The 25,982-nt window shown below is 71.7% G+C and carries 25 protein-coding genes; 10 read left to right on the top strand and 15 right to left on the bottom strand.

Features of this window, described 5'->3' with window-relative positions:
• Positions 1-247: 247 nt before the first annotated feature.
• The 5 genes from BXA11_RS04415 to BXA11_RS04395 are packed head-to-tail and all read left to right on the top strand — an operon-like array spanning position 248 to position 5,705.
• Complete coding sequence (locus BXA11_RS04415) at positions 248-1,630, top strand: glycerophosphoryl diester phosphodiesterase membrane domain-containing protein (RefSeq protein ID WP_076432883.1); 1,383 nt, start codon at positions 248-250, stop codon at positions 1,628-1,630.
• Entirely contained in the window at positions 1,627-2,265 is a 639-nt protein-coding gene (locus BXA11_RS04410; RefSeq protein ID WP_239104727.1) for a DUF4129 domain-containing protein, read from the top strand. The genes BXA11_RS04415 and BXA11_RS04410 overlap by 4 nt, the downstream gene beginning before the upstream one ends.
• Positions 2,262-3,410 (top strand): DUF4350 domain-containing protein, encoded by a 1,149-nt coding sequence (locus tag BXA11_RS04405; protein WP_076432881.1) that lies wholly within the window; start codon positions 2,262-2,264, stop codon positions 3,408-3,410. Before BXA11_RS04410 ends, BXA11_RS04405 begins: the two co-directional genes overlap by 4 nt.
• Complete coding sequence (locus BXA11_RS04400) at positions 3,407-4,372, top strand: AAA family ATPase (RefSeq protein WP_076432879.1); 966 nt, start codon at positions 3,407-3,409, stop codon at positions 4,370-4,372. The genes BXA11_RS04405 and BXA11_RS04400 overlap by 4 nt, the downstream gene beginning before the upstream one ends.
• Positions 4,373-4,379: 7 nt before the next feature.
• Complete coding sequence (locus BXA11_RS04395) at positions 4,380-5,705, top strand: DUF58 domain-containing protein (RefSeq protein WP_076432877.1); 1,326 nt, start codon at positions 4,380-4,382, stop codon at positions 5,703-5,705.
• 30 nt (positions 5,706-5,735) lie between these two features.
• Here BXA11_RS04395 and BXA11_RS04390 read toward each other — a convergent pair whose 3' ends face one another.
• A complete protein-coding gene (locus tag BXA11_RS04390; RefSeq protein ID WP_030509353.1) occupies positions 5,736-6,728 on the bottom strand; it encodes a stage II sporulation protein M in 993 nt (330 codons plus the stop codon).
• A gap of 41 nt (positions 6,729-6,769) precedes the next feature.
• Between BXA11_RS04390 and BXA11_RS04385 the strand changes: the two genes are divergently transcribed.
• Positions 6,770-7,696, top strand: a complete 927-nt coding sequence (locus tag BXA11_RS04385; RefSeq protein WP_083743970.1) for an RDD family protein — start codon at positions 6,770-6,772, stop codon at positions 7,694-7,696.
• Positions 7,697-7,829: 133 nt separating this feature from the next.
• Here the strand turns inward: BXA11_RS04385 and BXA11_RS04380 are convergent, their stop codons facing one another.
• Positions 7,830-9,230: an LVIVD repeat-containing protein gene (locus BXA11_RS04380; RefSeq protein WP_076432875.1), complete on the bottom strand. Its 1,401-nt coding sequence runs from the start codon at positions 9,228-9,230 to the stop codon at positions 7,830-7,832.
• Positions 9,231-9,403: 173 nt separating this feature from the next.
• On the opposite strand from BXA11_RS04380, the gene BXA11_RS04375 reads away from it, so the two are divergent.
• Positions 9,404-10,141, top strand: coding sequence for a DUF305 domain-containing protein (locus BXA11_RS04375; protein WP_239104728.1), 738 nt, complete (start codon positions 9,404-9,406; stop codon positions 10,139-10,141).
• A gap of 19 nt (positions 10,142-10,160) precedes the next feature.
• On the opposite strand, the gene BXA11_RS04370 is transcribed toward BXA11_RS04375, so the two are convergent.
• A complete protein-coding gene (locus BXA11_RS04370; RefSeq protein ID WP_342200396.1) occupies positions 10,161-10,604 on the bottom strand; it encodes a hypothetical protein in 444 nt (147 codons plus the stop codon).
• A gap of 4 nt (positions 10,605-10,608) precedes the next feature.
• On the opposite strand from BXA11_RS04370, the gene BXA11_RS43840 reads away from it, so the two are divergent.
• A complete protein-coding gene (locus BXA11_RS43840; RefSeq protein ID WP_204053461.1) occupies positions 10,609-11,064 on the top strand; it encodes a PadR family transcriptional regulator in 456 nt (151 codons plus the stop codon).
• On the opposite strand, the gene BXA11_RS04360 is transcribed toward BXA11_RS43840, so the two are convergent.
• The gene (locus BXA11_RS04360; RefSeq protein ID WP_036407409.1) at positions 11,061-12,317 is read right to left on the bottom strand and encodes an adenosylhomocysteinase; all 1,257 of its coding nucleotides are present in this window, start codon (positions 12,315-12,317) and stop codon (positions 11,061-11,063) included. The genes BXA11_RS43840 and BXA11_RS04360 overlap by 4 nt on opposite strands.
• Positions 12,318-12,378: 61 nt before the next feature.
• Positions 12,379-13,806 (bottom strand): adenosylhomocysteinase, encoded by a 1,428-nt coding sequence (gene ahcY / locus BXA11_RS04355; protein WP_076432871.1) that lies wholly within the window; start codon positions 13,804-13,806, stop codon positions 12,379-12,381.
• 173 nt (positions 13,807-13,979) lie between these two features.
• On the opposite strand from ahcY, the gene BXA11_RS04350 reads away from it, so the two are divergent.
• Positions 13,980-14,312, top strand: coding sequence for a MerR family transcriptional regulator (locus tag BXA11_RS04350; RefSeq protein WP_030509359.1), 333 nt, complete (start codon positions 13,980-13,982; stop codon positions 14,310-14,312).
• 16 nt (positions 14,313-14,328) lie between these two features.
• Here the strand turns inward: BXA11_RS04350 and BXA11_RS43000 are convergent, their stop codons facing one another.
• From BXA11_RS43000 to BXA11_RS04315, 7 genes are all read right to left on the bottom strand, one after another.
• Entirely contained in the window at positions 14,329-15,705 is a 1,377-nt protein-coding gene (locus tag BXA11_RS43000; protein ID WP_159454730.1) for a DUF6114 domain-containing protein, read from the bottom strand.
• 11 nt (positions 15,706-15,716) lie between these two features.
• Positions 15,717-16,310, bottom strand: coding sequence for a DUF6230 family protein (locus BXA11_RS04340; protein WP_030509361.1), 594 nt, complete (start codon positions 16,308-16,310; stop codon positions 15,717-15,719).
• Between the two features lie 130 nt (positions 16,311-16,440).
• On the bottom strand, positions 16,441-17,382 hold the full coding sequence (locus tag BXA11_RS04335; protein WP_030509362.1) for a cation diffusion facilitator family transporter: 942 nt from the start codon (positions 17,380-17,382) through the stop codon (positions 16,441-16,443).
• A 34-nt stretch (positions 17,383-17,416) separates the two neighbouring features.
• Entirely contained in the window at positions 17,417-18,571 is a 1,155-nt protein-coding gene (locus BXA11_RS04330) for an SIS domain-containing protein (protein ID WP_076432867.1), read from the bottom strand.
• On the bottom strand, positions 18,568-18,741 hold the full coding sequence (locus BXA11_RS04325; protein ID WP_076432865.1) for a Trm112 family protein: 174 nt from the start codon (positions 18,739-18,741) through the stop codon (positions 18,568-18,570). Before BXA11_RS04325 ends, BXA11_RS04330 begins: the two co-directional genes overlap by 4 nt.
• Before the next feature lie 4 nt (positions 18,742-18,745).
• On the bottom strand, positions 18,746-20,101 hold the full coding sequence (locus BXA11_RS04320) for a phosphomannomutase/phosphoglucomutase (RefSeq protein ID WP_030509364.1): 1,356 nt from the start codon (positions 20,099-20,101) through the stop codon (positions 18,746-18,748).
• A 70-nt stretch (positions 20,102-20,171) separates the two neighbouring features.
• Positions 20,172-20,537 carry a DUF3499 domain-containing protein gene (locus tag BXA11_RS04315; RefSeq protein ID WP_030509365.1) on the bottom strand — a complete coding sequence of 122 codons (366 nt, stop codon included), beginning with the start codon at positions 20,535-20,537 and terminating at the stop codon, positions 20,172-20,174.
• A gap of 166 nt (positions 20,538-20,703) precedes the next feature.
• On the opposite strand from BXA11_RS04315, the gene BXA11_RS04310 reads away from it, so the two are divergent.
• Complete coding sequence (locus BXA11_RS04310) at positions 20,704-21,171, top strand: metallopeptidase family protein (protein ID WP_030509366.1); 468 nt, start codon at positions 20,704-20,706, stop codon at positions 21,169-21,171.
• Between the two features lie 19 nt (positions 21,172-21,190).
• Here BXA11_RS04310 and BXA11_RS41880 read toward each other — a convergent pair whose 3' ends face one another.
• The 3 genes from BXA11_RS41880 to BXA11_RS04295 all read right to left on the bottom strand — a co-directional run bounded on the left by BXA11_RS41880 (position 21,191) and on the right by BXA11_RS04295 (position 25,938).
• Complete coding sequence (locus BXA11_RS41880; protein ID WP_076432863.1) at positions 21,191-22,645, bottom strand: DUF5719 family protein; 1,455 nt, start codon at positions 22,643-22,645, stop codon at positions 21,191-21,193.
• Positions 22,642-25,494, bottom strand: coding sequence for a glycosyltransferase family 2 protein (locus BXA11_RS04300; RefSeq protein WP_076432861.1), 2,853 nt, complete (start codon positions 25,492-25,494; stop codon positions 22,642-22,644). Before BXA11_RS04300 ends, BXA11_RS41880 begins: the two co-directional genes overlap by 4 nt.
• A 180-nt stretch (positions 25,495-25,674) precedes the next feature.
• Positions 25,675-25,938 carry a WhiB family transcriptional regulator gene (locus tag BXA11_RS04295; protein WP_030509369.1) on the bottom strand — a complete coding sequence of 88 codons (264 nt, stop codon included), beginning with the start codon at positions 25,936-25,938 and terminating at the stop codon, positions 25,675-25,677.
• Positions 25,939-25,982 lie beyond the last annotated feature (44 nt).

Here is a 25,982-nt window from a genome sequence, read left to right as displayed (position 1 = left end):
TTGTCACAGTTTCCCCCGCAGGCTACCGTGGCCACCGCTTTGGTGTTACACGACCACGACAGTGGATGGAGTTTAGGCGCAGCGGACGAAGCGCGCGATGATCTGACCAGATGCGGTCACACCGGCGGGAATCCCGTGGTGCGGTCACGTTCCAAGTGTGCGCCCGCACCCCCCGTTTCGGCCATCCCCCAAGAGCCTTCCTGCTACGACCGCGCGGCACGCGCGTACATCATGCCAGGATTGGGACATGACAGACGGCCCCGGCTCCACCCCCGACATGCCCTCCGGCTGGGCGGCCGAGCAACCTCCCCCGTACGGCGGGGCCGCCGGGGCAGCCGGGCCCTCCTGGGCATCTCCCGGCGCCGGCGCGCCGCAGGGCGCGAACCCGTCCGCACCACCCCCAATCGCACCGCCCCCGTCCGCCCCTTATCAGTCCGCCCCTCACCCGGCCGCTCCGTACGCTCCTGCTCCGTACGCGCCGTACGCAGGCGGACAGTACGGATACCGGGCGCCGGACGCGCCGCGGCCGGGCATCATCCCGCTGCGCCCCCTGACGCTGGGCGACATCCTCGACGGCACGATCAAGCTGATCCGGTCGAACCCCAAGGCCACGCTCGGCCTGTCGGCGATCGTCGCGGCGGTGACCGGAATCCCGGCCGCGATCGGGCAGGCCATCTCCTTCGGCTCGCTCGGCGATCTCATGGCCGACCCTTACGCCGCCGAAACGGCGAGCGCGCCGATCGCCGGGCTGGCCGCGCAGTACATCGGCACCATCATCAGCTACGTCATGACGTTCGTCGGCACCACCGTCCTCACGGGCGTCCTCACCCGGGTGCTGGGCCGCGCGGTGTTCGGCGGGCGCATCACGGTGGGCGAGGCGTGGCGGCTGGCGCGGTCGCGGGTGCTCGCGCTGTTCGGGCTGGTGCTGCTGCAGGCGCTCATCCTCCTGCTGCCGCTGCTCGCGCTCGTTGCCGTGTTCGTGATCATGGTCGCGGCCGGCGCGTTCGACTCCATGGATGGCGCCGCCGCCGGACTGGGGGTCCTCGTCGGCCTGCTGTTCTTCCTGGCCTACATCCCTTATCTACTGTTCTTCTATACGCGCCTGTCGTTGTCGGCCCCGGCCATCGTGCTGGAGGGCCGCGGGGTCACCGACGCCATGAGCCGGTCGTGGCGGCTGGTGAAGGGTGACAGCTGGCGGGTGCTCGGCATCCTGCTGCTCACCGCCATACTCGCGGCCATCATCAGCGGCGTGCTGGCGATCCCGTTCACGTTCGGCGGCTCGCTCCTCGGCATGCTCAACAGCGGCAGCGCCGGCGGGACCGTGATCGCGGCGCTCCTCCTGGCGGTCGGCCAGGTCATCGCCTCGATGATCACCTATCCCTTCCAGGCGGGCGTGACCGGGTTGCTGTACGCCGACCGGCGGATGCGGGCCGAGGCGTTCGACCTCGTGCTGCAGACGGCGGCGGCGCAGAACCAGTCGCAGGGCTGGGTCCACGCCGGGGTCGACGACATGTGGCACCCGAGCTACGCCGCCGGGACGCAGCAGGGCTCCGGGCCCTATCACGGGGCTCCGCCGTACGGGACTCAGGGGCCTTATGGCCCTTACGGGCCGTACGGCCCACAGGCGTGACGCCCATACGGTCGGCGGCGCTGCTCGCCTCGCCGATCGACGTCGGCCGCGACCAGGCCGCCCGGGAGGCCGCGCGCGAGCTGTCCGGGGCGGGCTACCAGCACGAGCCGCTGTTCGACCGGCTGCAGCGGGAGATGTCCCAGTTCCTCGGCGACCTCATGAGCGGCGGCGGGACGGGCGGAGGCGGTGTGACGTCGCTCGTCGTGATCGCCGTCGTCCTCGCCGTCCTGGCCGTGCTGCTCCTGTGGGCCCTGCGCCGCTTCTCGGGCGGCCGGCGTACGGAGAGCGGCGCGGTGTTCGGGCAGCGTGAGCGGACCGCCGCAGAGCATCGCGCCGAAGCCGAGCGCCTGGCGGCCGAGGGCGGCTGGGCCGGGGCCATCCAGGAGCGGCTGCGCGCGATCGCCCGCGAACTGGAGGAACGCGCGATCGTCAGCCCGATGCCGGGCCGCACCGCCGTGGAGCTGGCCGAGGTCGCCGGGCAGGCCCTGCCGCCCCACGCGGCGGACCTGCGCGCGGCAGCACGGCTGTTCGACGACGTGACCTACGGCGGGCTGGGCGGCACCCGAGAGGGCTACCTCTCGCTCACCGCCCTGGACGAGCGTCTGCGGTCGGCCCGCACGGGCGTGGGCGCATGACCGCCACCACACCGGGGCGGGCGCGGCAGGCGGCCTGGGTCACGTCGCTGGTGGTGCTCGTGCTGGTCACGGCGGCGCTGCCCGTGCTGCTCATGGGGGGACAGGCCGGCGGCCGCTCCCTCGATCCCGCCGACACCTCGCTGAACGGCAGCGCCGCACTCGCCCGGCTGCTTCAGGCGCACGGGGTGCAGGTGGTCCGGGTGGAGACCCCCAGCGCGGCCGTGTCTGCCGCCGGGCCGTTCACCCTGTTGCTGGTCACCGAGGCGAGCCTCCTGGACCGCGGCGCCGCCGGCCGCCTCGCCGTGGCTTTCGGCGACCGGCTCGTCGTCGGCTCCGTGCCGTACCTCGATGTGCTCGCCTCCGGCGTACGCAGGCAGGGCCCCGTGCGCGCCCGGTCCCGGGCCCCGGAGTGCACGCTGAATGAGGCGGTGCGGGCAGGCGCCGCCTACACCGGCGGCACGTCCTTCACCGGGCCGCCGGGCTCCACCGGCTGCTACCCCGCCGGCGACGGGCGCTCGCTGGTCCGCTACACCGCGGACGGGCACACAGTGACCGTGCTGGGCGACGCGTCGTTCATGACCAACCTGCGCCTCGCGGAGGACGGCAACGCGGCGCTCGCGCTGAACCTCGCCGGGTCGCGACCGAAACTCGTCTGGCTCGCCGAGCCCGGCGATCCCGACGAGGCGGGCGGCTCCGGCGATGGGACGGACGGGCAGGCCCGTTCGCTCGGCGACCTCGTTCCCGGCGGCGTCAAGTGGGCGGTCCTTCAGCTCGCCGTCGCGGTGGCCCTGGCCGCCCTGTGGCGCGGGCGCAGGCTCGGGCCCGTCGTGGCCGAGCGCCTGCCCGTGGTCGTGCGGGCCGCGGAGACCGTCGAGGGGCGCGGACGCCTGTACCGGTCCCGCCGGGCCAGGGACCGGGCGGCCCTCGCGTTGCGGGCCGCCGCGGCCGACCGGCTCGCTCCCCGCCTCGGACTGCCCCGCACCGCCACTCCGGAGGAGGTCGCCGTCGCCGCCGCCACGCGCACCGGTCGCGCCCCGGAGCCGTTGCTGGCGCTGCTGTGCGGCCCGTCACCCGGAGACGACACCGCGCTGGTGGCCCTCGCCGCTCACCTGGACACACTCGAAAGGCAGGTACGAGACTCGTGACCACACCTGAATCGGACGCGGACGCCGCCCGCGAGGCGCTCGCGGCGCTGCGGGCGGAGGTGGCCAAGGCGGTCGTGGGCCAGGATCCCGTCGTCACCGGACTGGTCATCGCGCTGCTGTGCCGGGGTCACGTGCTGCTCGAAGGCGTGCCCGGCGTGGCCAAGACCCTGCTCGTACGCACGCTGTCGGCCACGCTCGCACTGGACTTCAAGCGGGTGCAGTTCACCCCCGACCTGATGCCGGGCGACGTCACGGGCTCGCTGGTCTACGACGCCAGGACGGCCGAGTTCGAGTTCCGTGAGGGGCCGGTCTTCACCAACCTGCTGCTCGCCGACGAGATCAACCGCACGCCGCCGAAGACCCAGGCCGCCCTCCTCGAGGCCATGGAGGAACGGCAGGTCAGCGTCGACGGCGCGGCCCGCGCGCTGCCGGACCCCTTCATCGTCGTGGCGACCCAGAACCCCGTCGAGTACGAGGGCACCTACCAGCTCCCCGAGGCGCAGCTCGACCGGTTCCAGCTCAAGCTGACCGTGCCGCTGCCGGCGCGCGAGCAGGAGATCGCCGTCCTCGAACGGCACGCGCTCGGCTTCGACCCGCGCGACCTGACCGAGATCAAGGCGGTGGCGTCCGCGGCCGACCTCGCGGCGGGACGCCGGGCGGTCGCGCAGGTCCACGCGAGTGCCGAGGTGCTCGGTTACGTCGTGGACGTCGCGCGGGCCACCCGGCAGTCGCCCTCGCTCCAGCTCGGCGTCTCGCCCCGCGGGGCCACCGCGCTGCTCGCCGCCGCCCGCGCGTGGGCGTGGCTGTCGGGGCGGTCGTACGTGACGCCGGACGACGTGAAGGCCCTGGCGCGGCCCGCCCTGCGCCACCGCGTGGGGCTGCGCCCGGAGGCCGAACTGGAGGGCGCCACCCCGGACGGCATCCTGGAGGGCATCCTGGCCGCCGTCCCCGTTCCCCGGTGAGGGCCGCGTGGCGCTGACCGGACGCGCGGGACTGCTCGCCGCCCTCGCCGCGATCGTCGTGCTCCTCGCCCCCGAGCCCGGCCTGGTCGTCCTGGCCGCCGCGCTCGTGCTCGCCGTGCTCGTGACGGCCGACCTGCTGCTCGCGGGCGCCGTACGCGGGCTCCGCTTCCAGCGCGACGGCGAACGGCGGGTGCGCCTCGGGCAGTCGGCGACGATCGGCCTCGTCGTGGACAACCCGGGCGCGCGGCGGGTCCGTGGCGTGCTGCGCGACGCCTGGCAGCCCTCGGCCGCGGCCGCGCCGCGGCGGGTGACACTCGACGTGCCGGCCCACGAGCGGCGACGCCTGGTCACGACGCTGACGCCCACCCGCAGGGGCGACCGGGAGGCCGTCGCCGTGACGGTCCGCTCGGTCGGGCCGCTGGGCCTGGCGGCGCGGCAGCGGACGTTCCACGTGCCGTGGACCGTCAGGGTGCTGCCGCCGTTCCTCAGCCGCAGGCATCTGCCTGCGCGGCTGGCCCGGCTGCGCGAGCTCGACGGACGGCATCCGGCGCTGGTGCGCGGCCAGGGCACCGAGTTCGACTCGCTGCGTGAGTATGTGGTGGGCGACGACGTCCGCTCGATCGACTGGCGGGCGAGCGCCCGGCGCAGCGACGTCGTCGTGCGCACCTGGCGGCCCGAACGCGACCGCCGCGTGCTGATCGTGCTCGACACGGGCCGCACCTCGGCGGGCCGGGTCGGGGAGGCGCCCGTGCCCGGCTCCGGCCCTTCCGGATGGCCCCGCCTGGACTGGTCGATGGACGCCGCGCTGCTGCTGGCCGCGCTCGCCGCACGGGCCGGCGACCGCGTCGACTTCCTCGCCTACGACCGGGCCGTACGGGCCCAGGTGTCCGGCGCGTCGCGCACGGAACTGCTGTCGTCGCTGGTCGACGCGATGGCGCCGATCGAGGCGGAGCTGGTCGAGGCCGACGCCGCGGGGATGGTGGCGGCCGTGCTGTCCAGGGCCAGGCGGCGCTGCCTGGTGGTGCTGCTGACCGACCTGAACGCCACCGCCATGGAGGAGGGCCTGCTGCCCGTGCTGCCCAGCCTGTCGTCCCGGCACACGGTTGTGGTGGCCTCGGTCGCCGATCCGCGCGTGGCCGGCATGGCGGCCGGGCGCGGCACTTCGGAGGCCGTCTACGACGCCGCGGCGGCCGAGCGGCTGCGCGGCGAACGGCGCGGGATCACCGCGGTGCTGCGCCGCCACGGCGTGGAGGTCGTGGACGCCCTGCCCGAGGACGTCGCCCCGGCGCTCGCGGACGCGTACCTGGCTCTGAAGGCCGCCGGCCGGCTCTGATCAGGCTGTTGGGGCTCAGGCTGTTGAGGTTCAGGCTGTGGGCGCGAGGTCGGGGGCGTGCTCGATGTCCCCTGTCTCGTCCGCGCGTTCCGCCCGGCGGCCGAAGACGACCACGTACGCGATGAAGAGCGCCTCCGCGAGCGCCCCGATGGAGATGCGCGCCCAGGTCGGCAGGCCCGAAGGGGTGACCCCCGCCTCGATGAGCCCGGAGACGAGCAGCACCACGACCAGGCCGAGCGCGACGCTCATCACGGCCCTGCCCTGCTCGGCCAGCGCCTCCGCCCGCCGCCTGGGGCCGGGGTCGACGACGGTCCAGCCCAGCCGCAGCCCGGCGGCCGCCGCGAGGAAGACCGCGGTCAGCTCCAGCATGCCGTGCGGCAGGATCAGGCCCCAGAAGACGTCCGCCTTGCCGTGCGCGTGCATGAGACCGCCCATGAGCCCCACGTTGGCCGCGTTCTGGAACAGGATCCAGGGGATGGGCAGGCCGAGCAGGATCGCCGAGACCACGACCTGCATGGACAGCCAGGCGTTGTTCAGCCACACGTGGCCGGCGAACGACGCCGCCGGGTTCTCGGAGTAGTAGTCGGCGAAGTCGTGCTCGACGATCTGCCGGATCTCCTCAGGTGTGCCGACCAGGCTCTGCACGGCGGGGTCGCGCGCCACCCACACGCCCACGACGTACGCGACCGCGAGCGAGACCACTGTGACGCCGATCCACCACCGGCGCGCCCGGTAGGCCACCACGGGGAACGACACCGTGAAGAACCGGGCGACCTCCCGCCAGGCCGGGCTGTGGGCTCCCGTGACGGCCGAGCGCGCCCTCGCCACCAGCGACGACAGGCGTCCGACGAGAAGGGCGTCGGACGACCCCGATCGCACGATGGACAGGTGGGTCGCCGCCCGCTGGTAGAGCTCGACCAGCTCGTCGACCTCCGCGCCGCGCAGCCTGCGCTGCCGCCGTACGAGGTCGTCCAGCCGATCCCAGGACGGCTTGCTCGCGGCGACGAACGCATCGATGTCCACGGATCGGACCCTATCGGCGGTGGCACAGTAGGGTGCGCAGTGTGTCCGAAGTCGTGACCGGCGAGGCGGTCGTCGTAGAGGTTCGCGTCGCCCAGCTCCCCAGCCGCGCCCTGGCCTTCCTCATCGACTGGGCCGTCCAGTGGGCCGTGATCATCCTTGCTGTCGTGCTGGTCACGCAGGCGTCTGTGGTGACCGACGAGTCACTGGCCACCGGCCTGCTCATCCTGTTCGTCGTGCTGGTCACGGTGGGCTACCCGGTCGCGTTCGAGACGATCACCAGGGGCCGCTCGCTGGGCAAGCTCGCCCTCGGCCTGCGCGTGGTGAGCGATGACGGCGGGCCGGAACGCTTCCGGCAGGCGTTGTTCCGCGGGCTCGCCGGATTCCTGGAGTTCTGGACGTTCGCCGGCGCTCCCGCGCTCATCACGTCGCTCCTCAACCAGCGTGGTAAGCGCCTGGGGGACGTGTTCGCGGGGACGACCGTCATCGGGGAGCGTTCGCCGCAGCAGGCCCCTCCGCCGGAGATGCCTCCGTCGCTCGCGTCGTGGGCCGCGACGCTGGAGTTGTCCGGGCTGTCCGACGACCTGGCCAACACGGCCCGGCAGTACCTGTCCAGGTGGAACCAGCTCAGCCCGCACACCCGGGACGAGATGGGGCTGCGTGTGGCCACGCGGATCAGCGCGCAGGTGGCGCCGCCGCCCCCGCCCGGCGTCCCGCCGTACGCCTATCTGGCCGCCGTACTGGCCGAACGCAGGCGCCGTGAGGAGATACGGCTCGCCCGGGTCCGTTCCACGCCCCCGCCGTACGGTCCCCAGCGGTACGGCGCTTATGGACACGGCGCTTATGGACACGGCGCGCAGGGGTCCGGGGGGCAGGGATACGGTGTGCCGGCGGCGGCCCCGCCGAGACCGGCGGAGCCGCCGCGTGGAGAGGCTCCGACGACATCGGGAGGATTTGTTCCACCCGTTTAGGTGTAGAGCCCGATTTGCGGGGCACCTGTGGTCATTGCAGGTCATGGGGCATACCTGCAGTGGGGTTGAGGCGGGCATCGCCGGTGCGTTGAGGGAGAGGCCGCACCGGAGATGCCCGCCTCCTTCTATGCCTCTAGTGCCTGCCGTGCTCGCGGTACGAACCCTGGCTCTGCACGTTGAGGATGTCCATCTTCACGCTCTTGGCCTGGTTCGTACGCGGGTCGTTGATCCGCAGGACGTCGAATCCCTGGTTGAACTCGCTGCCGTAGATGTAGCCGTTGTAGTAGTAGGCCGACCAATAGCCGGCGCTCAACGGCTCCGACCACGGGCCGCGCTCGAAGTAGCCGATCTCCTGCGGGTGCGCCGAGTCGGTGAAGTCCCAGATCGAGACGCCGCCCTGATACCAGGCCTGCACCATGATGTCGCGGCCCTTGACCGGGATCAGCGAGCCGTTGTGCGCGACGCAGTTCTCGGTGTCGTCCTGGTAGCGGCTGATCTTGAAGTAGCTCCGGAAGGTGAGCTTGTTGCCGGGAGCGATGTCATAGATGGCGTCGGCGCCGCGGTTCGGGCCGATCGCCTCGTTGCAGGTGGCCGCGCCACCGCCGCCGAGCTCGTCGGTGAAGACCACCTTGGTGCCTTCGTTGTTGAACGTCGCCGAGTGCCAGAAGGCGAAGTTCTCGTCGTCGCGTACGACGTCGAGGACCTTCGGGTGCTCGGGGTCGCGGATGTCCATCAGGATGCCGTCGCCCATGCAGGCGCCCGCCGCCAGGCCCTTCTCCGGGTATGCGGTGATGTCGTGGCAGCCCGTCGTCGCGGACGTGCCGTTGGGGTAGGACTGCCCGTCACCCGGGTTGCCGCCGTCCGGGAACAGCACCGGCGCCGCCACGACGGATGCGGCGGTGGGGTTCTCGAGCGGGACCTTGATGATGGAGATCAGGTCGTGCGGCGGCTGGCAGTCGGGGAAGGCCGCCGACGGGCTGTAGGAGGAGACGTAGATGTAGACGTTCTCGCCCCTCTTGTCCGGCACGAGGGTGTGGGTGTGGGACCCGCAGTTCGTCTCCACCGACTTGATGTACTTCGGGTGCGACTTGTCCCTGACGTCGAAGATGCGGACGCCCTCCCACGACTCCTTGACCGACGCCGACTGGGACGTGCTGGCGCACGAGTCGTCGTTGCGGGAGGAGTCGACGGACCCGAACAGCAGGTCGCCGTACACGGACATGTCCATCTGGGAGCCGGGGCAGACCACCGAGCTCACGACCGCCGGCCTTTTCGGGTTCCCGATGTCGAAGATCGTGAACCCACCGTAGTTGCCGACGTAGGCGTAGTCACCCTGGAAGGCGATGTCGGTGTTGATGGTGCCGGCCAGGGCGGTGGGGGTCGGCACGTTCGCGACGTGCGTGACGTTCGCGCTCATGGCGATCTCGTCCGGAGCCAGCACGTCGGCGGCCTGTACGGGGTTGGCGGACAGAGCCAGGACGACCGCCGCGCCCGCCACGGCAAGCGCACGACCGCTGCGGCGTAAGGTGAACAACTTGCTGTCCTCCTCCTATAAAGGGGGCATAAATGATCAGATCGTCACTTCTGACTGGAGGGTTCCGCTAGCTGTCAACCTGTCAATAAAACTGGCACATGTCGCCCTTTGTCCTCCCGTACCTGCCGGGTTAGCGTCGTGATCTCGGTACGCTCCGCGACAGGGAGGCAGGGGTGCGAAGCGCGCAGGACGGCAGCGAGCGCTTTGCGCGGGATGGCAGGGCGCGAATCGCGCGGAACGGCAGGGCGCGAAGCGCACAGGACGGCAGGGCGCGGCTCGGGCACGTCTTTGTGGCCGGTGTCGCAGTCCTCCTCGGCGTTTGCTTCCTCACCGCCTGCGCGGAGGACGTACGCGAGAGTGCTCCCGTCTCGACCGCCCCCGTGATCGCGCCCGGCCGGCCCGGCGAGGAGGCCAGGACCCTCAGCCCCGCCGAGGCCGCCACCGCGGTCCCCTCCCCCACCGTCAACGCGGCCGACGTGCGGTATGTCCAGGACATGATCGTCCATCACCGGCAGGCGCTGGACATGGCGGCCCTGGCTCCCTCGCACGCCTCCTCCGCCAAGCTGAAGGCGCTCGCGGCCCGCATCCACGACGTGCAGGAGCCGGAGATCCGCGTCATGACGTCCTGGCTCGACCGGGAACACCTCCCCCGGCCCGACCATCACGCCGATCACAGCGACATGCCGGGCATGGCCACCCCGGAGCAGATGGAGGCGCTCAGGGCGGCCTCCGGCGCCACGTTCGACAGCCTGTTCCTCCAGATGATGGTCGCCCATCACGAAGGCGCGATCACGATGGCCACCACGGCGCTCACCGAGGGCTCGCACCTCACCGTCGAGCAGTGGGCCACGGACGTGATCGCCGAACAGACCGCCGAGATCCGGCGGATGCGTGAAATGCAGGGCGCCTGACCTCACGTCGGCCACCCGATCAGCGGGCCAGCGCCGCCGCGACGGCCTCGGCGAACCCGCCGACGTTGTCGATCATGATGTTGTGGCCGCAGTCGGGGACGGGCACGATCCGCACGCCGCCGGCGGCGAGTTCGGTTTCGCCGGGCAACGGGCCGTTGGCGGCCGCGTACAACACCGTACGGGGGATCCGCAGGCCCAGCAGGGTCTCGCGCATGAGGGGCCGCGTGTCGTCGCGCATGTCGACCGCCGAACGATGGAGCGCGTGCCTCCCGGCCAGCCGCATGGTGGCCGCCCAGTGTGGCCCGGCCAGGTCCAGCACGTGCTCCCACCCCTCGGCGAGGAACTCCTCCTCGCTGTAGCCGGCCATCATGCAGGAGGCCGACGCCGGATCGTACGTGTACCGGTCGAGGTGGCTGTCGACCAGGACCAGCCGCTCCACCAGATGCGGATGCCGGTCGGCCAAGAGGATGGCGACACCTCCGCCCATGCTGTGCGCGACGACGTCGGCCGGGACGGCCTGCGCCCGGATCAGCGGACGAGCCGGTCTGCTCACTCGTGAGACCCGTCCGGGATCAGCCGCGGCGCCGCGGCACGTCCTCATCCTGACGCCGGACGGCCGGACCGAACTGCTGCGCCGCCTGCGAGAGCCCGACGAGCTCTTCATCACCGACGAGAACCGCTGGTTCACGGTGCTGGCGTTCCTGCGCCATCTCGGCGATCCCGCCGAACAGGCGGCGGTCCTGCGGCGCAGGCTGGCGTTCCTGACCGAGCCCGCCAGCTTCTTCTGGGACGCCGGCCGGCCGTTGCGTGCCGAGGACTTCGACGACCCGTTCCGCAAGGGCCTGCTCACCATCGCCACCGCCACCAGCCGTACGGAGATCCGCTGGATCCGGGAGACGATCGACCGGCTGACGGATGCCTAGGAGCCGATGCGCCAGGAGTGGAGATACTCCTCCTGATCGCCGGTGAGCGCGTCGATCGAGATCCCGGCGGCGGCGAGCTTCAGGCGGGCCACCTCGGCGTCGATGTCGGCCGGGACGTCGTACACGCCGGGATCCATCTGGGCCGACTCGCGGACCAGCCAGGCGACGGCGAGCGCCTGGGCGGAGAACGACATGTCCATCACCGCGGCCGGGTGTCCCTCGGCGGCGGTCAGGTTGACCAGGCGCCCCTCGGCGAGCAGCAGCAGCCTGCGGCCGTCCTCCAGGACATACTCATCGGTGTTGGGCCGGATCCCGAAGCGCACCTCGCGCGCCATCTCCTCCAGGGCCCGTACGTCGATCTCGACGTCGAAGTGGCCCGCGTTCGCGAGGATCGCACCGTCTTTCATCACGGCCAGGTGCTCGGCACGGATGACGTCGCGGTTGCCGGTGACGGTCACGAACACGTCGCCGGTCTCGGCGGCCAGGCTCATCGGCCGTACGTCGTAGCCCTGCAGTGCGGCGTCGAGGGCCTTGACCGGATCGATCTCGGTGACGACGACCCGCGCGCCGAGGCCCTTGGCCCGCTCAGCGACACCCCGGCCACAGAAGCCGAAGCCCGCCACAACCACGGTGCGGCCCGCGAGCAGGACATTCGTGGCCCGCATGATGCCGTCGAGCGTCGACTGGCCGGTGCCGTAACGGTTGTCGAACATCCGCTTGGTCCGGGTGTCGTTCACCGCGACCATCGGGAAGCGGAGCGCGTTCTCCGAGGCCATCTGGCGCAGCCGGATGATCCCGGTCGTGGTCGCCTCGCAGCCGCCGATCACGCCGTCGAGGAGTTCGACCCGCTCGGTGTGCAGGGTGTTGACGAGGTCGCATCCGTCGTCGAGCACGACGTGTGGCGCGATGTCGAGCGCCTGGTGGATGTGGCGGTAGTAGGTCGCCTTGTCCACCCCCGCGCGAGCGTGCACGGCGATGCCGTACGTTCTCAGCGCCTCGGCCACGTCGTCCTGGGTGGACAGCGGGTTGGACGCGGCCAGGGCGATTCGGGCACCACCCTGCTGCAGCGCCCCGAGAAGCACCGCCGTCTCGGCGGTCACGTGCATGCAGGCGGCGATGCGCATTCCGTCGAGCGGCCGATCGGCGCCGAACCCGGCGCCGATCGCCTGGAGGACCGGCATCGACCGGGCGGCCCACTCGATGCGCCGCTCTCCGGCCTCCGCGATGTCCGCCGTGATGTCCGGCTGAATCACGCCGTCTGCCTCCTGACGAGGGGCGCGGGCCGGGCCCACGCCCCCGTCGTACGAGTCGCGGTCAGTAGCGGTAGTGGTCCGGCTTGTACGGGCCCTCGACGTCGACGCCGATGTACTCCGCCTGCTTCTTGCTGAGCGTGGTCAGCTTGACGCCGAGCGCGTCGAGGTGGAGGCGGGCGACCTTCTCGTCGAGGTGCTTGGGCAGCACGTACACGCCGGTCGGGTACTCGTCGGTCTTCGTGAACAGCTCGATCTGAGCGATGACCTGGTTGGTGAACGAGTTCGACATGACGAACGACGGGTGGCCGGTGGCGCAGCCGAGGTTCATCAGGCGGCCCTCGGCGAGCACGAGGATCGAGTGCCCGTCGGGGAAGACCCACTCGTCGACCTGCGGCTTGATGTTGATCTTCTCGATGCCCGGGATGCGGCCGAGGCCGGCCATGTCGATCTCGTTGTCGAAGTGGCCGATGTTGGACACGATCGCCTGGTGCTTCATCTGCGCCATGTGCTCGGCGGTGATGATGCCGAAGTTGCCGGTCGTGGTGACGAAGATGTCGGCGATGCCGACGACGTCCTCCAGGGTGGTGACCTGGAAGCCGTCCATGGCGGCCTGCAGCGCGCAGATCGGGTCGATCTCGGTCACGATGACCCGGGCGCCCTGGCCGCGCAGCGCGTCGGCGCAGCCCTTGCCCACGTCGCCGTAGCCGCAGACCACGGCGACCTTGCCGCCGATCAGCACGTCGGTGGCGCGGTTGAGGCCGTCGATCACGGAGTGGCGGCAGCCGTACTTGTTGTCGAACTTCGACTTCGTCACCGAGTCGTTGACGTTGATCGCCGGGAAGAGGAGCGTGCCGGACTTGTGCATCTCGTAGAGGCGGTGCACGCCGGTCGTGGTCTCCTCGGTGACGCCCTTGATGTCCTCGGCCACGCGGGTCCACCACTTGTCCTCGGACACCGTGCGGCGGAGCGTGTCGAGGATGACCGCCCACTCCTCGGGGTCGTCCTCACCGGCGACCGGTACGGCGCCGGCCTTCTCGAACTCCACACCCTTGTGCACGAGCAGCGTCGCGTCGCCGCCGTCGTCCAGGATCATGTTGGGGCCGGAGCCGTCGGGCCAGCGGAGGGCCTGCTCGGTGCACCACCAGTATTCCTCCAGCGTCTCGCCCTTCCAGGCGAAGACCGGGACACCGGAGGGGTTGTCCACCGTGCCGTCCGGGCCGACGACGACCGCGGCGGCGGCGTGGTCCTGGGTGGAGAAGATGTTGCAGCTCACCCAGCGGACGTCGGCGCCGAGCGCGACCAGCGTCTCGATCAGCACGGCGGTCTGGATCGTCATGTGCAGCGAGCCCATGATCTTCGCGCCGCGCAGCGGCTGCGCCGCGGCGTACTCCTTGCGGGTCGCCATGAGGCCCGGCATCTCGTGCTCCGCGAGGCGGATCTCTTTGCGGCCGAATTCCGCAAGCGAAAGGTCGGCGACCTTGAAGTCCATGAGTGTCTCCTCCGTTGTCCGTCGGTGCGAGTTTAGGCGGCGCGAACGCAGGAGCGCATACGCAGGCCCGCGAACCTGACACAAGAATGTGAGATTCCCTCGCCGACGGGTGCCGGAGGGCCGCTGGACTGTCTAGCGTGGACCCCAGGAACGGGGAGGGGACCGGAGGCACGATGCGCATCACCGAGGCGGCAAAGCGGCTCGGCATGTCCCCCCGGATGTTGCGCTACCGGGAGGCTCTCGGCCTGCTGCCGCCCGTACGGGACAAGGGCGCCCATCGACGCTTCGGGCCCGACGAACTGGAGGCGGTGCGCCAGGCGACGGAGCTGGAGCGGCGGTTCGACGTCTCGCCGGCCGAACTGGCCTTCGCGCTCCGGGCGCTGTCCGAGCCCGCGGTGGCCCAGGCCGTACGCGATCTCGGCGTGCGCATCGGTCGTATCCAGGCGCCGCGCCGGGCACTGGACTTCGAGAAGGAGAAGGCCCTTCGGCTGCTGCGGCACCGGTGAGTCGGGCGCCCAGGGATCAGGCGCCCACCACGAGGCGCAGGTCGTCCGCCCGCAGGGAGTCGGCGGTGACGTACGGCTGCTCGCTGACGATGTCGGTCATCGTCAGCGGGACGTTCAGGGACGGCACCAGTTTGAGTGCCCTGACCAGAAGGTTCGGGTGCTCCGCCGTGAACTCCTGAGGCACGCCGAGGAGTTTGGCGGTCATCTTCGTGGTGCAGATCACCACGTTGCCCTCGAAGGTGAACGTGCTGCCGGTCAGCGTCGCCGGGCCCATGGTCTGCTGGGGCTGCTCCAGCACGGCCTTGTCCATGGTGAAACGGAGCATCTTGACCGTGCCGGTCGCGGTGGGCATCTCGACCACGCCGGTGAACTTCATCCCGGTCATGGTCAGCGAGGGCGCGCGGACGGCGGCCGTCTCGGTCGCGACCCTCACCGCTCCCGGCCGGGAGGAGACCCCCGGCTCGTCCTCGCCGTCCTCCCCGGGCGACGGCGAGGGGCTCTTCCTACCGGTGAGGGACCCGACGGCGTCCTTCAAATCCGTGGGCAGCGCGCTGGGCCGTGCGCTGGGAAGGACGCCGTCGAGGACGTCGGACAGGCCGCTGGGGACGGCGCTCGGGACGACACCGGGCAGGAGGGAGCCGCTCTGCCCGCCCGTTCCCGGGTCCTCCCGCGCCAGACCCGTCCCGGCCGCCAGGATGACGGGCAGCACGGCGATGGCCAGCGCCCTGGCCGCCGGACCCGGCCCCGGACCGGTGTCTCCGCGCCCGCCGCCGTCCGGCCGTACGCCACCGTCGCCGGGACCGTCGTCAGGGCCGTCATCAGTACCGCCGTCAGTACCGCCGTCAGGGCCCTCATCAGAACCAGGGGCGCCGGGATCGGCGTCGCGCCGGACCCGGGCGACCAGGATGCGCGGGTTCTCGTCCACCGGTTCGGCGGGCTGCTGAGGCCGCGTGGCCTCCAGGCGCTCGTCGCCGCTGACCACCCGCCGCTCGGTGAAGGTGATGCCCCCTTCCCCCGGCGCGCGCCGCGCGGCGGGCTCGATCGGCGCCGCGCCGCCCTCGGTGGTCGCCGCGGGCGTCCAGGCGACCGCGAGCGCGCCTCCGACCAGGCCGAGCAGCATGCCGATCAGGAAACCGCCCAGGTTGGCGTAGACGAACGACGCGATCGAGACCAGTACGGCGACCACGCCGAGGAAGGCCCGCTGGCCGGGCTGTAGCCAGACCATCAGGCCCAGGATGATCAGCACCAGCGCGATCAGATAGGTGGCGCCGACCGTGCCCGACTGGATGACGAGCGGCAGGGCCTGGGTCGCGAACGGGATGCTCAGCAACTCCAGGCCGGCCGCGAGCACGAGCAGGCCGCCCCAGAACGGCCGCGACCGCCGCCATTTCACCGGCCGCTCCATCAGAAGCACTCGTGCTCGCCCGGCTCCACGGCGAGCTTCAGCCCGGGCAGCTTGAACGTGGCCGCGTTGACCGCCCAGGAGACCTGCCGGAAGTCCTTGATGGTGACCGCGGCGGCCTGCTGGCCGAACATGCCCGCCGCGCCCTGGCCGTCGGGCACCTGGTCGAGCGAGCTCGCGTCGCGGCCTGCCTCCAGCTTCGTGAAGACCGCGTTGCCCTCGATCTGGGTGGCGTCGACGATCATGTTCTCGGCGGTCACCGGTTCCTTGCCCGTGCCGGCGGTGATCCGGATGGTCACGGCGCCGACGGGCGACTTCACCAGCACCGTCTGGCACATGTTGGTCAGGGTGGCCTTCCGGATGCCGGAGACGGCGACCGGGATCTTCTGGCCCTTCTTGTTCTCGACCGTGCTGCCGTACTGGACGAAGCCCTGGCCCTGCAGCGTGTCCGCGGAGACCTTGAAGGTGTCACCCGAGACCACGAACGACGCGCCGATCGCCCCCTCCGCGGTCGCGCCGACCAGCACGGAGGCGACCGCGAGCGCGGGCACGAAGACGAGGGCGAATCGTTTCCACCGCACGCGTCCCTGGATCATGAGTCACCTCCGAGGTAAACCAGCCGTAATGTGAGAGTAAAGTTACCGACTGGTACCGCCAGCGATGAAGTGACTGTGCATCACATTTCAATCACGGTGCGCGAGGAAATACAGCTGCCCGTAACGGGAGTTATGCGCCGGTACGTTGCCCCGAGGCGGCGTCTGCCCGGTAGAGGTCCGGCTCCAGGTAGATCACCCGGGCCATCGGAACCGCCTCACGGATGCGCCGTTCGGCTTCGTCGATGCCCCGCGCCACCTCTCCGGCGGTGTCGTCGTGCTCCACCGCGATCTTCGCGGCGACCAGCAGCTCCTCCGGGCCGAGGTGGAGGGTGCGCAGGTGGATGACCCGGCTGACCTCGGGGGCGGCCTCCAGCGCGGCGCAGATCTTGTCCTCCATCTCGGGCGTCGCGCTCTCCCCGATCAGCAGCGACTTGGTCTCGGTGGCCAGGATGATCGCGATCACCGCGAGCAGCACACCGATGGCGAGGCTGCCCACACCGTCCCAGGCGCCGTTGCCGGTGACCACGGCCATCGTCACGCCGAACAGCGCGAAGACCAGGCCGATCAGCGCGCCGAAGTCCTCCAGGAGCACGACCGGGAGTTCGGGAGCCTTCGCCCTCCGGATGAACGCCACCCAGGAGTGGTCGCCCTTGATCGCGCTCGACTCCTTGATGGCCGTGCGGAACGAGAAGCCCTCGGCGACGATCGCGAAGATCAGCACCGCGAAGGCCCAGATCGGCGACTCCACTGGCTGCGGGTCGGCGATCTTGTGCCAGCCCTCGTACAGGGAGAACAGGGCGCCGATCGTGAACAGCACCACGGCCACCACGAACGCGTAGAAGTAGCGCTCCCTGCCATAGCCGAAGGGGTGCTTACGGGTGCTCCGCTTGGCGGCGCGCTTGCCGCCGAGCATCAGCAGCGCCTGGTTGCCGGAGTCGGCCACCGAGTGGACCGACTCGGCGAGCATCGACGAGGACCCGGTGAACAGGAACGCCACGAACTTCGCCACGGCGATCGCCAGGTTGGCGCCGAGCGCCGCAAGGATCGCCTTGGTACCGCCACCCGCACTCACTATGAACTCCTCATATCAATCGGCCGAGGCGATCCTATTGGGAAATCCTGGCCTGGAGTTCCGTCGCCGCCATGGCCGATGCCGGGTCCATCCCGTACCCGAGAGCGAGGTAGACACTCGCGTAGTCGCACAGGCCGGCCAGGGCGGCGAACCGCTCCAGCGGGTGCGCCCCCTCGGCCAGAATCTCGGACACCGGAACCCCCCGGTCCTCGGCCAGCCGTACGGCGGCCGTCCGGGAGCCGGTCACCTGCGGGTGCTCCTCCGCGTCACGCAGCAGGAACAGGCGCAGGCGCGGGCTTTCGCCCGGCTCGTCGGCGAACGGGTCGGCGAAGATGTCCCGCCCGGCGAAGGGGCCGTCGAACGTCACGATCTGGCTGTGGGCGGCCTCGGGCAGCTCCCCCCAGATCGCCGGGTAGCCCGCGTCCTCGCTCAGCCGGCCGGCCAGACCGTGGGCCGCCGCCGCGGCCAGTGGCGAGGTGCCCCAGATGACCGGAAGCGTCCCGGCCAGTTCCATCGCCAGCGTCTTGCCGGGATTGATGAACGCCTCACTGGACGGCCGGCACCGATGGGCCAGGTCCTCCAGCCGCTTGGCCACCGACTCGAACTCGCTCTCCCCTGCCGAAACCAGCCCGAGCGCGGCCGCCGCCAGGATCGGCGGCACCATGAGCGACCACAGCGTGGCCCTCGGCTGCCCGGCCACCCCGGTCGCCCCGCCCACCGGCGCGTACGGCCCGCCCGCCCGCTCGACCAGCGCCGACAGCGGCGTGTCGGGCGCGCCCGCGCCCACGAGCGCGCACCCGCGCCGTACGGCCTCGGCGGTGACGGCGACGGTCTCCTCGGTCCTGCCGGAGCGGGAGACGGCGATGACGAGATCGGCGGCGCCGACCCAGCCGGGCAGCCGGTGGCCGCGCACCGTCACCACCGGGACCGGGGCGCCGTATCGGCAGAGCGCCTCCAGCACGTCGCCCACGAGGGCGGAGGCGCCGATGCCCGCCACCACGATCGCGCGGGGGCGGCCGTCCCTGCCGACCCGGGCCACGCCGTTCTCCACCGCCGACCGATAGGCCGCCCGCACCTGGGCGGCCGACGACGCAACGGAGCGGAGCATGCCGGAGGGGTCGCCCTCCACCAGGTATGCCTGGTCGTCGAGCCGGTCGGGCTCGAACCGGCCCCCTCCGGCACCGCTCATGCCTTACGTGCCTCGTCGACGAGGAGCACCGGGATGTCGTCACGCACCGGGTAGACCAGCCCGCACGACTCGGAGGTGCACGCCAGCTCGTCCGCGTCGGGTACGGCGCGGAGCGGGGACTTGCACGCCGGGCAGGCGAGGATGTCCAGCAGCCAGTCGTCGATCTTCAACTCGTCAGCTCCTTACAACGGCGAGAACTTCGTCTCGGACTGCGGCGACCTTCTCCTCGTCGGCGGCTTCCGCGTTGAGCCGGAGCAGCGGCTCGGTGTTGGACGGACGCAGGTTGAACCACCAGTCCGGACCGCTGACGGTGAGTCCGTCCAGCTCGTCGAAGGTAACACCCTCCCGGCCCGCGAAGGTCTCACGCACCCGGGCCAGGGCGGCGGCCTGGTCCTCGACCCTGCTGTTGATCTCACCGGACGCGGCGTACCGCGAGTACTGGGACAGCACCTCCGACAGCGGCCGGTCCTGCTCGCCCAGCGCGGCGAGCACGTGCAGGGCGGCCAGCATGCCGGAGTCGGCGAACCAGAAGTCGCGGAAGTAGTAGTGGGCCGAGTGCTCTCCGCCGAAGACGGCGCCGGTGCGGGCCATCTCCGCCTTGATGAACGAGTGCCCGACGCGGGTGCGGACGGGCTTTCCTCCGTGCTCGCCGACGATCTCCGGCACGCCCTTGGAAGTGATCAGGTTGTGGATGATCGTGGCGCCGGGGTTCTTGGCCAGCTCCCGCACCGCGACCAGCGCCGTGATCGTGGACGGCGAGACGGACTCGCCCCGCTCGTCGATGACCCAGCAGCGGTCGGCGTCGCCGTCGAAGGCGATGCCGATGTCCGCGCCCTGCGAAACGACCGCCTTCTGCAGGTCGCGCAGGTTCTCCGGCTCGATCGGGTTGGCCTCGTGGTTGGGGAAGCTGCCGTCGAGCTCGAAGTAGAGCGGGGTCAGCTCGACCGGCAGGCCCGTGAAGACCTCCGGGACCGTGTAGCCGCCCATGCCGTTGCCCGCGTCCACGACCACCTTCAGCGGCCGGATGCCCGACAGGTCGACCAGCGTCTTCAAGTGTGCGGCGTAGCCCTCCAGCAGGTTCCGCCGGGTCACCGTGCCCGCGCCCGGCGTGCCGCCCAGCTCTGTCGCCAGCAGCTCGGATGCGCGGTCGCGGATCTGCAGCAGGCCGGTGTCGGTGCCCACCGGCACGGCGCCCGCCCGGCACATCTTCATCCCGTTGTACTTGGCCGGGTTGTGGCTCGCGGTGAACATGACGCCCGGCAGGCCGAGGCTGCCGCTCGCGTAGTAGAGCATGTCGGTCGAGCCGAGCCCCGCGTTGATGACGTCCGCGCCCCGGGAGGTCGCGCCCCGCGCGAACGCCTCGGCCAGCGGGCCGGACGATGTGCGCATGTCGTGCGCCATCACCACCGATGACGCGCCGGTCAGCTCGACGAAGGCCGCCCCGACGGCCTGTGCGATCTCCTCGTCGAGCTCGTCCGGCACCACGCCCCGCACGTCGTACGCCTTGAAGATCCTGCTGAGGTCGGCCACTGCACGCCCCTAAAGTCGTTAAGTCTTCGCACCTGAGCCTATAGCGCCCGATTACCCACGAAGCGGGGTCTCATCGCTCCCTGTTGGGCTGGGCGGACTTGAGCACCCGCAGGTGACCTCGACGGCCCACCTCGACCGCCTGGCCGACGGGCTCGCCGGCGGCGGGAGCGGGGCGCGCGGCCTCGCGGACCGCGTTCGCCAGGGCCTCCAGGTCGTCCCCGCTCGGGGCGACGGACTCGGACGGAAGGCGCACGACCTCCCATCCCCTGGGTGCGGTGAGCCGTTCCGCGTGCTCCGCGCACAGGTCGTAACAGTGTGGCTCGACGTACGTCGCCAGGGGGCCGAGTACAGCGGTCGAGTCGGCGTAGACATACGTGAGTGTGAAGACGGCAGGCTGCCTGCAGGCGGTACGGGAACAGCTGCGGACGGGGCTCACGGAGGGACCGTATCCGGTCCGCGTTCACATTGCCACCACCCCGCCGCTCTTATTGAACGTGTCGCCACAATTCCGCGATCTCTGAAGTCGACATGACGTTGTTGGGCAAAGCGGACACGACCCGCCGGACCCACCGCACCGGCGGGACGGGCTCTAAGCTGACTGCGTGAGCGAGCGGAGCGGTGACAGGCCGGATCGAGGGCGGCGGGTGCGCCGGCGTGACCGGCACGGCCGCGGCATGCGCGGGCCCCTCGCGCCCTCGCACGTTCCCATCGCCAAGTCCCGCGGCGAGCGGTTCGACGACCTGGTGCTCGACGCGGTCGAGCGGCTCAAGCCCCGGTGGGGCACCCAGCTCGCGTCGGTCGAGTTCGCCGTCGAGGAGGTGCCGCCGGCCGCGGAGCTCGTGGACGGGCCGGCGCGGCTGTCGTCCGACCCGATCCCCCTGGGACGGGCGGAGTCGGCCTCGGGGGACGACCCCGCCGCCGTCGTGCTCTACCGCCGCCCGCTGGAGGCCCGGGCCCGGGACCGCGAACAGCTCGGCACACTGGTCCTGGACGTGGTCGTCGAGCAGGTGGCCAGTCTGCTGGGCCTCACGCCGGAGGCGATCGACCCCGGCTACGACGACCGGCATTAGAACCTGCCGGCATCAGGACTTACGGAAGCACCGCGCCCGGGGAGTCGGCGGTCGGGGGCACCAGCGCCCAGGTCCTGGCCATGGCCAGTGGCTGCGCGGTCACCATCTGGCCGTCTTTGACCCCCTCGTCGAGGACGCGCCCGCCGTACACGGGGCCGGAGCCCGGCATCGGCCGTACGACCACGCTGAAGCCGCCCTTGCTTCCCTTCGGCGGCGCGAGCCTGAGCTCCTTGGTGCGGGCGGCGGGCACCTTCACCTCGACCGGGTCCGGCGCCGTGCCCTTCGACGGCACCAGCCGGACCTCCACGGTGGCCGCCGCGAAGGGAGCCGACAGCACCAGCCAGGAGGTCTGCTTGCCCTCCGCCCGGCCGTCGGCGACGACGCTGCCGAGGTCGACGGATGCGGCGCCGGCCGTGAAGGCGACGTCCTGCCTCGCCCCCGTTCCGGTGATCTTCATGCCCGCCACGATCGGGACGTCGGACTCCAGCACCAGCGCGGCCGGCTGGCCGCCGATCCCGGTGGACAGGTCGAGCGAGGCCGCCGATCCGGCCGGCACCTCGATCGTCTCCTTGTTCTTCAGCGCGTAGGAGCCGTCCTTCAGCACGGCCCTGATCCGCACGGACGTGTCCCGCTCCCCCGGCGTGGCGACGTACAGCTCCCGCTGCCCGGCGGTGCCGGGAATGCCGGGGACGACGACCCGGGTGGCGGGGGCTGCGGCGGCGGGCAGCCAGTCGACGCCCCTGCCCTCACCCAGCACGGCCTTGACCGCCGCGGCCACCCGGCCGCTGCGGGTGCTCACCTGCAGGGCCATGATCAGCGGGGAGGGCGCGAGGTCGCGCAGCCTGATCACGCGGTGCTGGCCGGGCTTGACGACGACGCCGTTGCCGCGCTCGCTCAGCACCGGGCCTTCCCCGGAGTAGACCATGAACGAGACGTTGGCCGGGGCCGCGTCGGGGTTGGCGAGGTAGAGGGTCATCTCCGCCGCGGCCGGCCCGGGCCCGATGAACCAGCTCTCCGCGCCGGGCTCGACGCACCGCACTCCGGCGAGCCCCCGCTGGGTGCCCGACGTCTCCCTGGCGGTCTGGGCGCTCTCCAGCCCGGCGGCCATCGAACCGGTGGCGTCGACCACGAGAGGTCCGCCCCCGGCGGCGATCTCGCGCTGCCACAGCAGGCCCGGCCGGTCGATCACATCGTCCTTGCCGCCGTCCTTCCCCTCCGGAGCCTTGATGGGCGACAGGGTGGCGCTTCCCTGCTCCTGGTTCTGCTCCTCCTGCACGGGGGTCACCACGCTCACCCGGCTGCCGGACGGCGCGGGACATACGGCGGTCACCGACTCCACCGGCGCCCTGACCGCCTGCGGGCGCGCCTGCGCGGCCGGCGCGGGCCGGCTGACGAAGGCCACGCCGTACAACGCGCCCAGCGCGACCAGCACCAGGGCGAGCAGGCCGAAGCGGTTCTCGATCAGTCTCCTCACGCGGGCACCCGATCTTCCTTTGCTCGGCGGCGGCTCCGCGGGCCCTCCTCGACGGGCGCGTCGGTGTAGTCGCCCTCCTGCTCCTTCGTACGGGCGCCGGGCGAGGCCAGGATCAGCACGAGCACGAGCAGCGCGCCCTGGGCCCACAGCCAGCCCCGGTGCAGCGTGCCCGCGGGCGCCGGCGGCGAAGGCGGGGTCACCTCGCCGGCCACGCGCCACAGGCCGCCGGTCTCCGAGAGGCTCACCCTGACCAGGGCGGGCTGCGAGTCGAGCGCTCGTTGCAGGGCGAGGTCGACGGGGCCGGGCACCGTCACGAAGCGGACCCCGGACGACGCGAGCGTCTGGACGTACGTGCTGCCCCGGCCCGAGGCGAGCCCGGCGACCGCGGTCGTGAAGCGGTCGGTCGCGTCCCGTGACGGTTCGAGGTCGGACTCGCCGATCAGCGGGCCCCGGCCGCGCATCAGCGTGTAGCCGACCCTGCCGTCCCTCGGACGCAGCAGGAGCGTGCCCTCGCCGGGCTCCGACTGGAGCTCGGCGAGCACCGGCACCGGGTCGCTCAGGTCGCTGCGCAGCGGGCCGTGCGCACCTCTGGTCACCCACAGCCCGGCGGCGGCGAGCGGGGTCGCGAAGGCGACCACGACGATCAGCATCGCGCCCAGGCGGCGCAGGCCGCCCGCGGCGCGGAACTCGGCGATCCGGTGCGCCTGGTGACCCGCGGCCACCAGCAGGCCCGTCGCCGCGAACGCCAGCGGCACCCCCGGCCACGCCGCACCGTTGACCCGGCTGACCACGATCGCCACCAGCAGCCCGAAGAGCATGACGCCCCAGCCGATGGCCACGATCATCTGGTGACGCCGCAGCAGCAGGGCGGCCAGCGCGACCGCGATGAGGCCCGCCGTCGCCCACACGGGCGGCACCCCCGGCCCGCCGGGGCTCAGCATGAGCAGGAGGTCGGCGCCGAGGCGGGGGTCGATGAGGCGGCCGTCGTGAAGGCCTGACTCGAGCAGGATCCGTCCGGGCTCCCTGACGATCTGCACCAGCCACGGGAGCAGCAGCACGACCGGGGTGCCGAGGCCGATCACGAGCGACCGCCTGACGCCCCTGCGGATGCCTCCGAAGGACACCGCGGCGAGCCCGCCGAGGATGGCCACCAGCACGTACACGAGCGGGACGAAGGCCGTGCCCACGGTCAGGAGCAGGCCGAAGCCCCAGGCGGCCCGCCGCGACCCGGCGATCACCCGCGTGGCGAGCGCCGCGTAGACGGGCAGCAGCACGATCACGATCGCGGTGCCGAGCCGCCCGCCCGCGATCACGCCCGTCGTGACCGGCAGCAGGGCGTAGGTGGCGGCCAGCCAGACCCGCGCGGGCGTGTACGAGATCATCCGCTTGGTCGCCGCGTACGCCGAGATCCCGGCCAGCGGCACGCAGCCGAGCAGCACCACGGCCACGGCCAGCCACGTCTTGCCCAGCGCGATCGCCGACAGCCCGGCCAGCACGGCGACGTACGGCGGGGCCCAGGTCTGCGAGCCGAGCCCGGCGGCGTGGTGGTCTTCGATGTAGAGCCGCCACAGGTCGGACGCGCTCCCGGTGACCGGCACCAGTGCGCCGCCGCCCAGGTGCCCGTCGGAGGACAGGAGTCCGGGCAGCAGCGTCCTCTCGGCCGCCAGCGTGATCACCGCCAGGATCAGGAAGAGCACCACGCCGGGGCTGCTGAACACCCGCTGGACGCCGCCCGAGTCGGTGAGCAGTTCGTCGCCGTCGTCCTCTTGAGCGCGGTCCGCGGCCGCGTGGTGGCGGCCCGCCGAGTCCACCGGACCGGCTCCGGCGAGGAAGCCCTGCACCATGTCGGCCAGCCGCCGCAGCGCGGCGCCCGGCGGGGTGAGCTTGCGCCGGATCGCGGGCCAGCCCTGTTTTCTGCCCTTCTTCCTGGCCTTTCTGGCCCGCCGCAGGCGCAAGGGGTGGCCGATGACCGAGCCGAGCGCGGCGAGTTCGTCGAGGGCGTTGGCCGGCTGCTTGGCCAGCAGGAACAGCAGGGCCCGAAGCACGGACCCGAAGACGTTGCGCAGCACCGACCGCACGAGCGCGCCGAACGGCACGTTCGCCATCAGGACGAACAGGCCGTTGCGCCGGTCGAGCCTGCGTGGGTGCTGCTCGCTGGTGGCGATCCTGCGGCGCCGCCGCGCCGACGCCTCGGCGTGCCAGGCCACCGCGTCGCTCACGTTGAGGACGCGGTGCCCGGCCGTACGGGCCCGCCAGCACAGGTCGAGGTCGTCGCGGAACAGCGGCAGGGCGGTGTCGAGGCCGGACAGCTCGTCCCAGACGTCCCTGCGGATGAGCATGCCCGCCGTGGAGACCGACAGGACGTCGGCGATCCCGTCGTGCTGGCCCTGGTCGTACTCCCTCGGCTCCAGGCCGGTGTCGCGCCGCCCCGACCTGCTGACGGTCACGCCCATCTCCAGCAGCACCCGCCGGTCGAGCCAGTCGCGCAGCTTGGGGCCGAGGACGGCGGCCTTGGGATCCTGCTCGGCGGCCCACAGCAGGGCCTGCAACGCGTGCGCGTCGGGCGCGCAGTCGTCGTGGAGCAGCCAGACCCATTCCTGTCCGGGCGCGGGCGGCAGCCGCCGCAGCACCTCGTGGACGGCCTCGCCGAACCCGGTGGACCTGGGCAGGGTCAGCACGTTGCCCGGCCCGAACGCCTCGGTCAGCAGCTTCCCGCTGCCGTCACGGCTGCCGTTGTCGACGCCGACGACACGGTCGAGAGGCCGGGTCTGGCGCAGCACCGCCGCCAGCGTCTCCTTGAGCCAGCGGGCGCCGTCGTGGGCGACGACGATCGCGGTCACCGAGTGCACGTCGAGTCCTAGGGGGGTCGTACGGCTGAGCGCCGACCACGATACGGCAACCCGGACTCACCCGATCACATCCAGGCGAAACAGGATGTCAGCAACAACCCAGACAGATGAGTGCAGACATGAGTGCGGGGCCGCGCGCCGAACGCACAGCCCCGCCCACGTCGGTGTCAGGGACGCTACCTAGACAGCCTGGCGCTTGATCTTGCGCCTTTCCCGCTCAGACAGGCCGCCCCAGATGCCGAAACGCTCATCATGCTGAAGCGCGTATTCAAGGCATTCGGCGCGCACCTCACACGAACGGCACACCTTCTTTGCTTCCCTGGTGGAACCGCCCTTTTCAGGAAAGAACGCCTCAGGATCAGTCTGCGCGCACAAAGCGCGCTCCTGCCACCCAAGATCTTCACCATCGCCATCGAGCGCCTGTGCCATGACCAGATCGGTCATTGCACACCTCCCTGTCGCTCGCCCGCCCACATGGAGCCCCCCAT

This window comes from Microbispora rosea, from assembly GCF_900156315.1.
Lineage (GTDB): Bacteria > Actinomycetota > Actinomycetes > Streptosporangiales > Streptosporangiaceae > Microbispora > Microbispora rosea.
The sequence above is the reverse complement of the archived record's forward strand: the minus strand, read 5'-3'. Positions and strand labels throughout refer to the sequence as shown.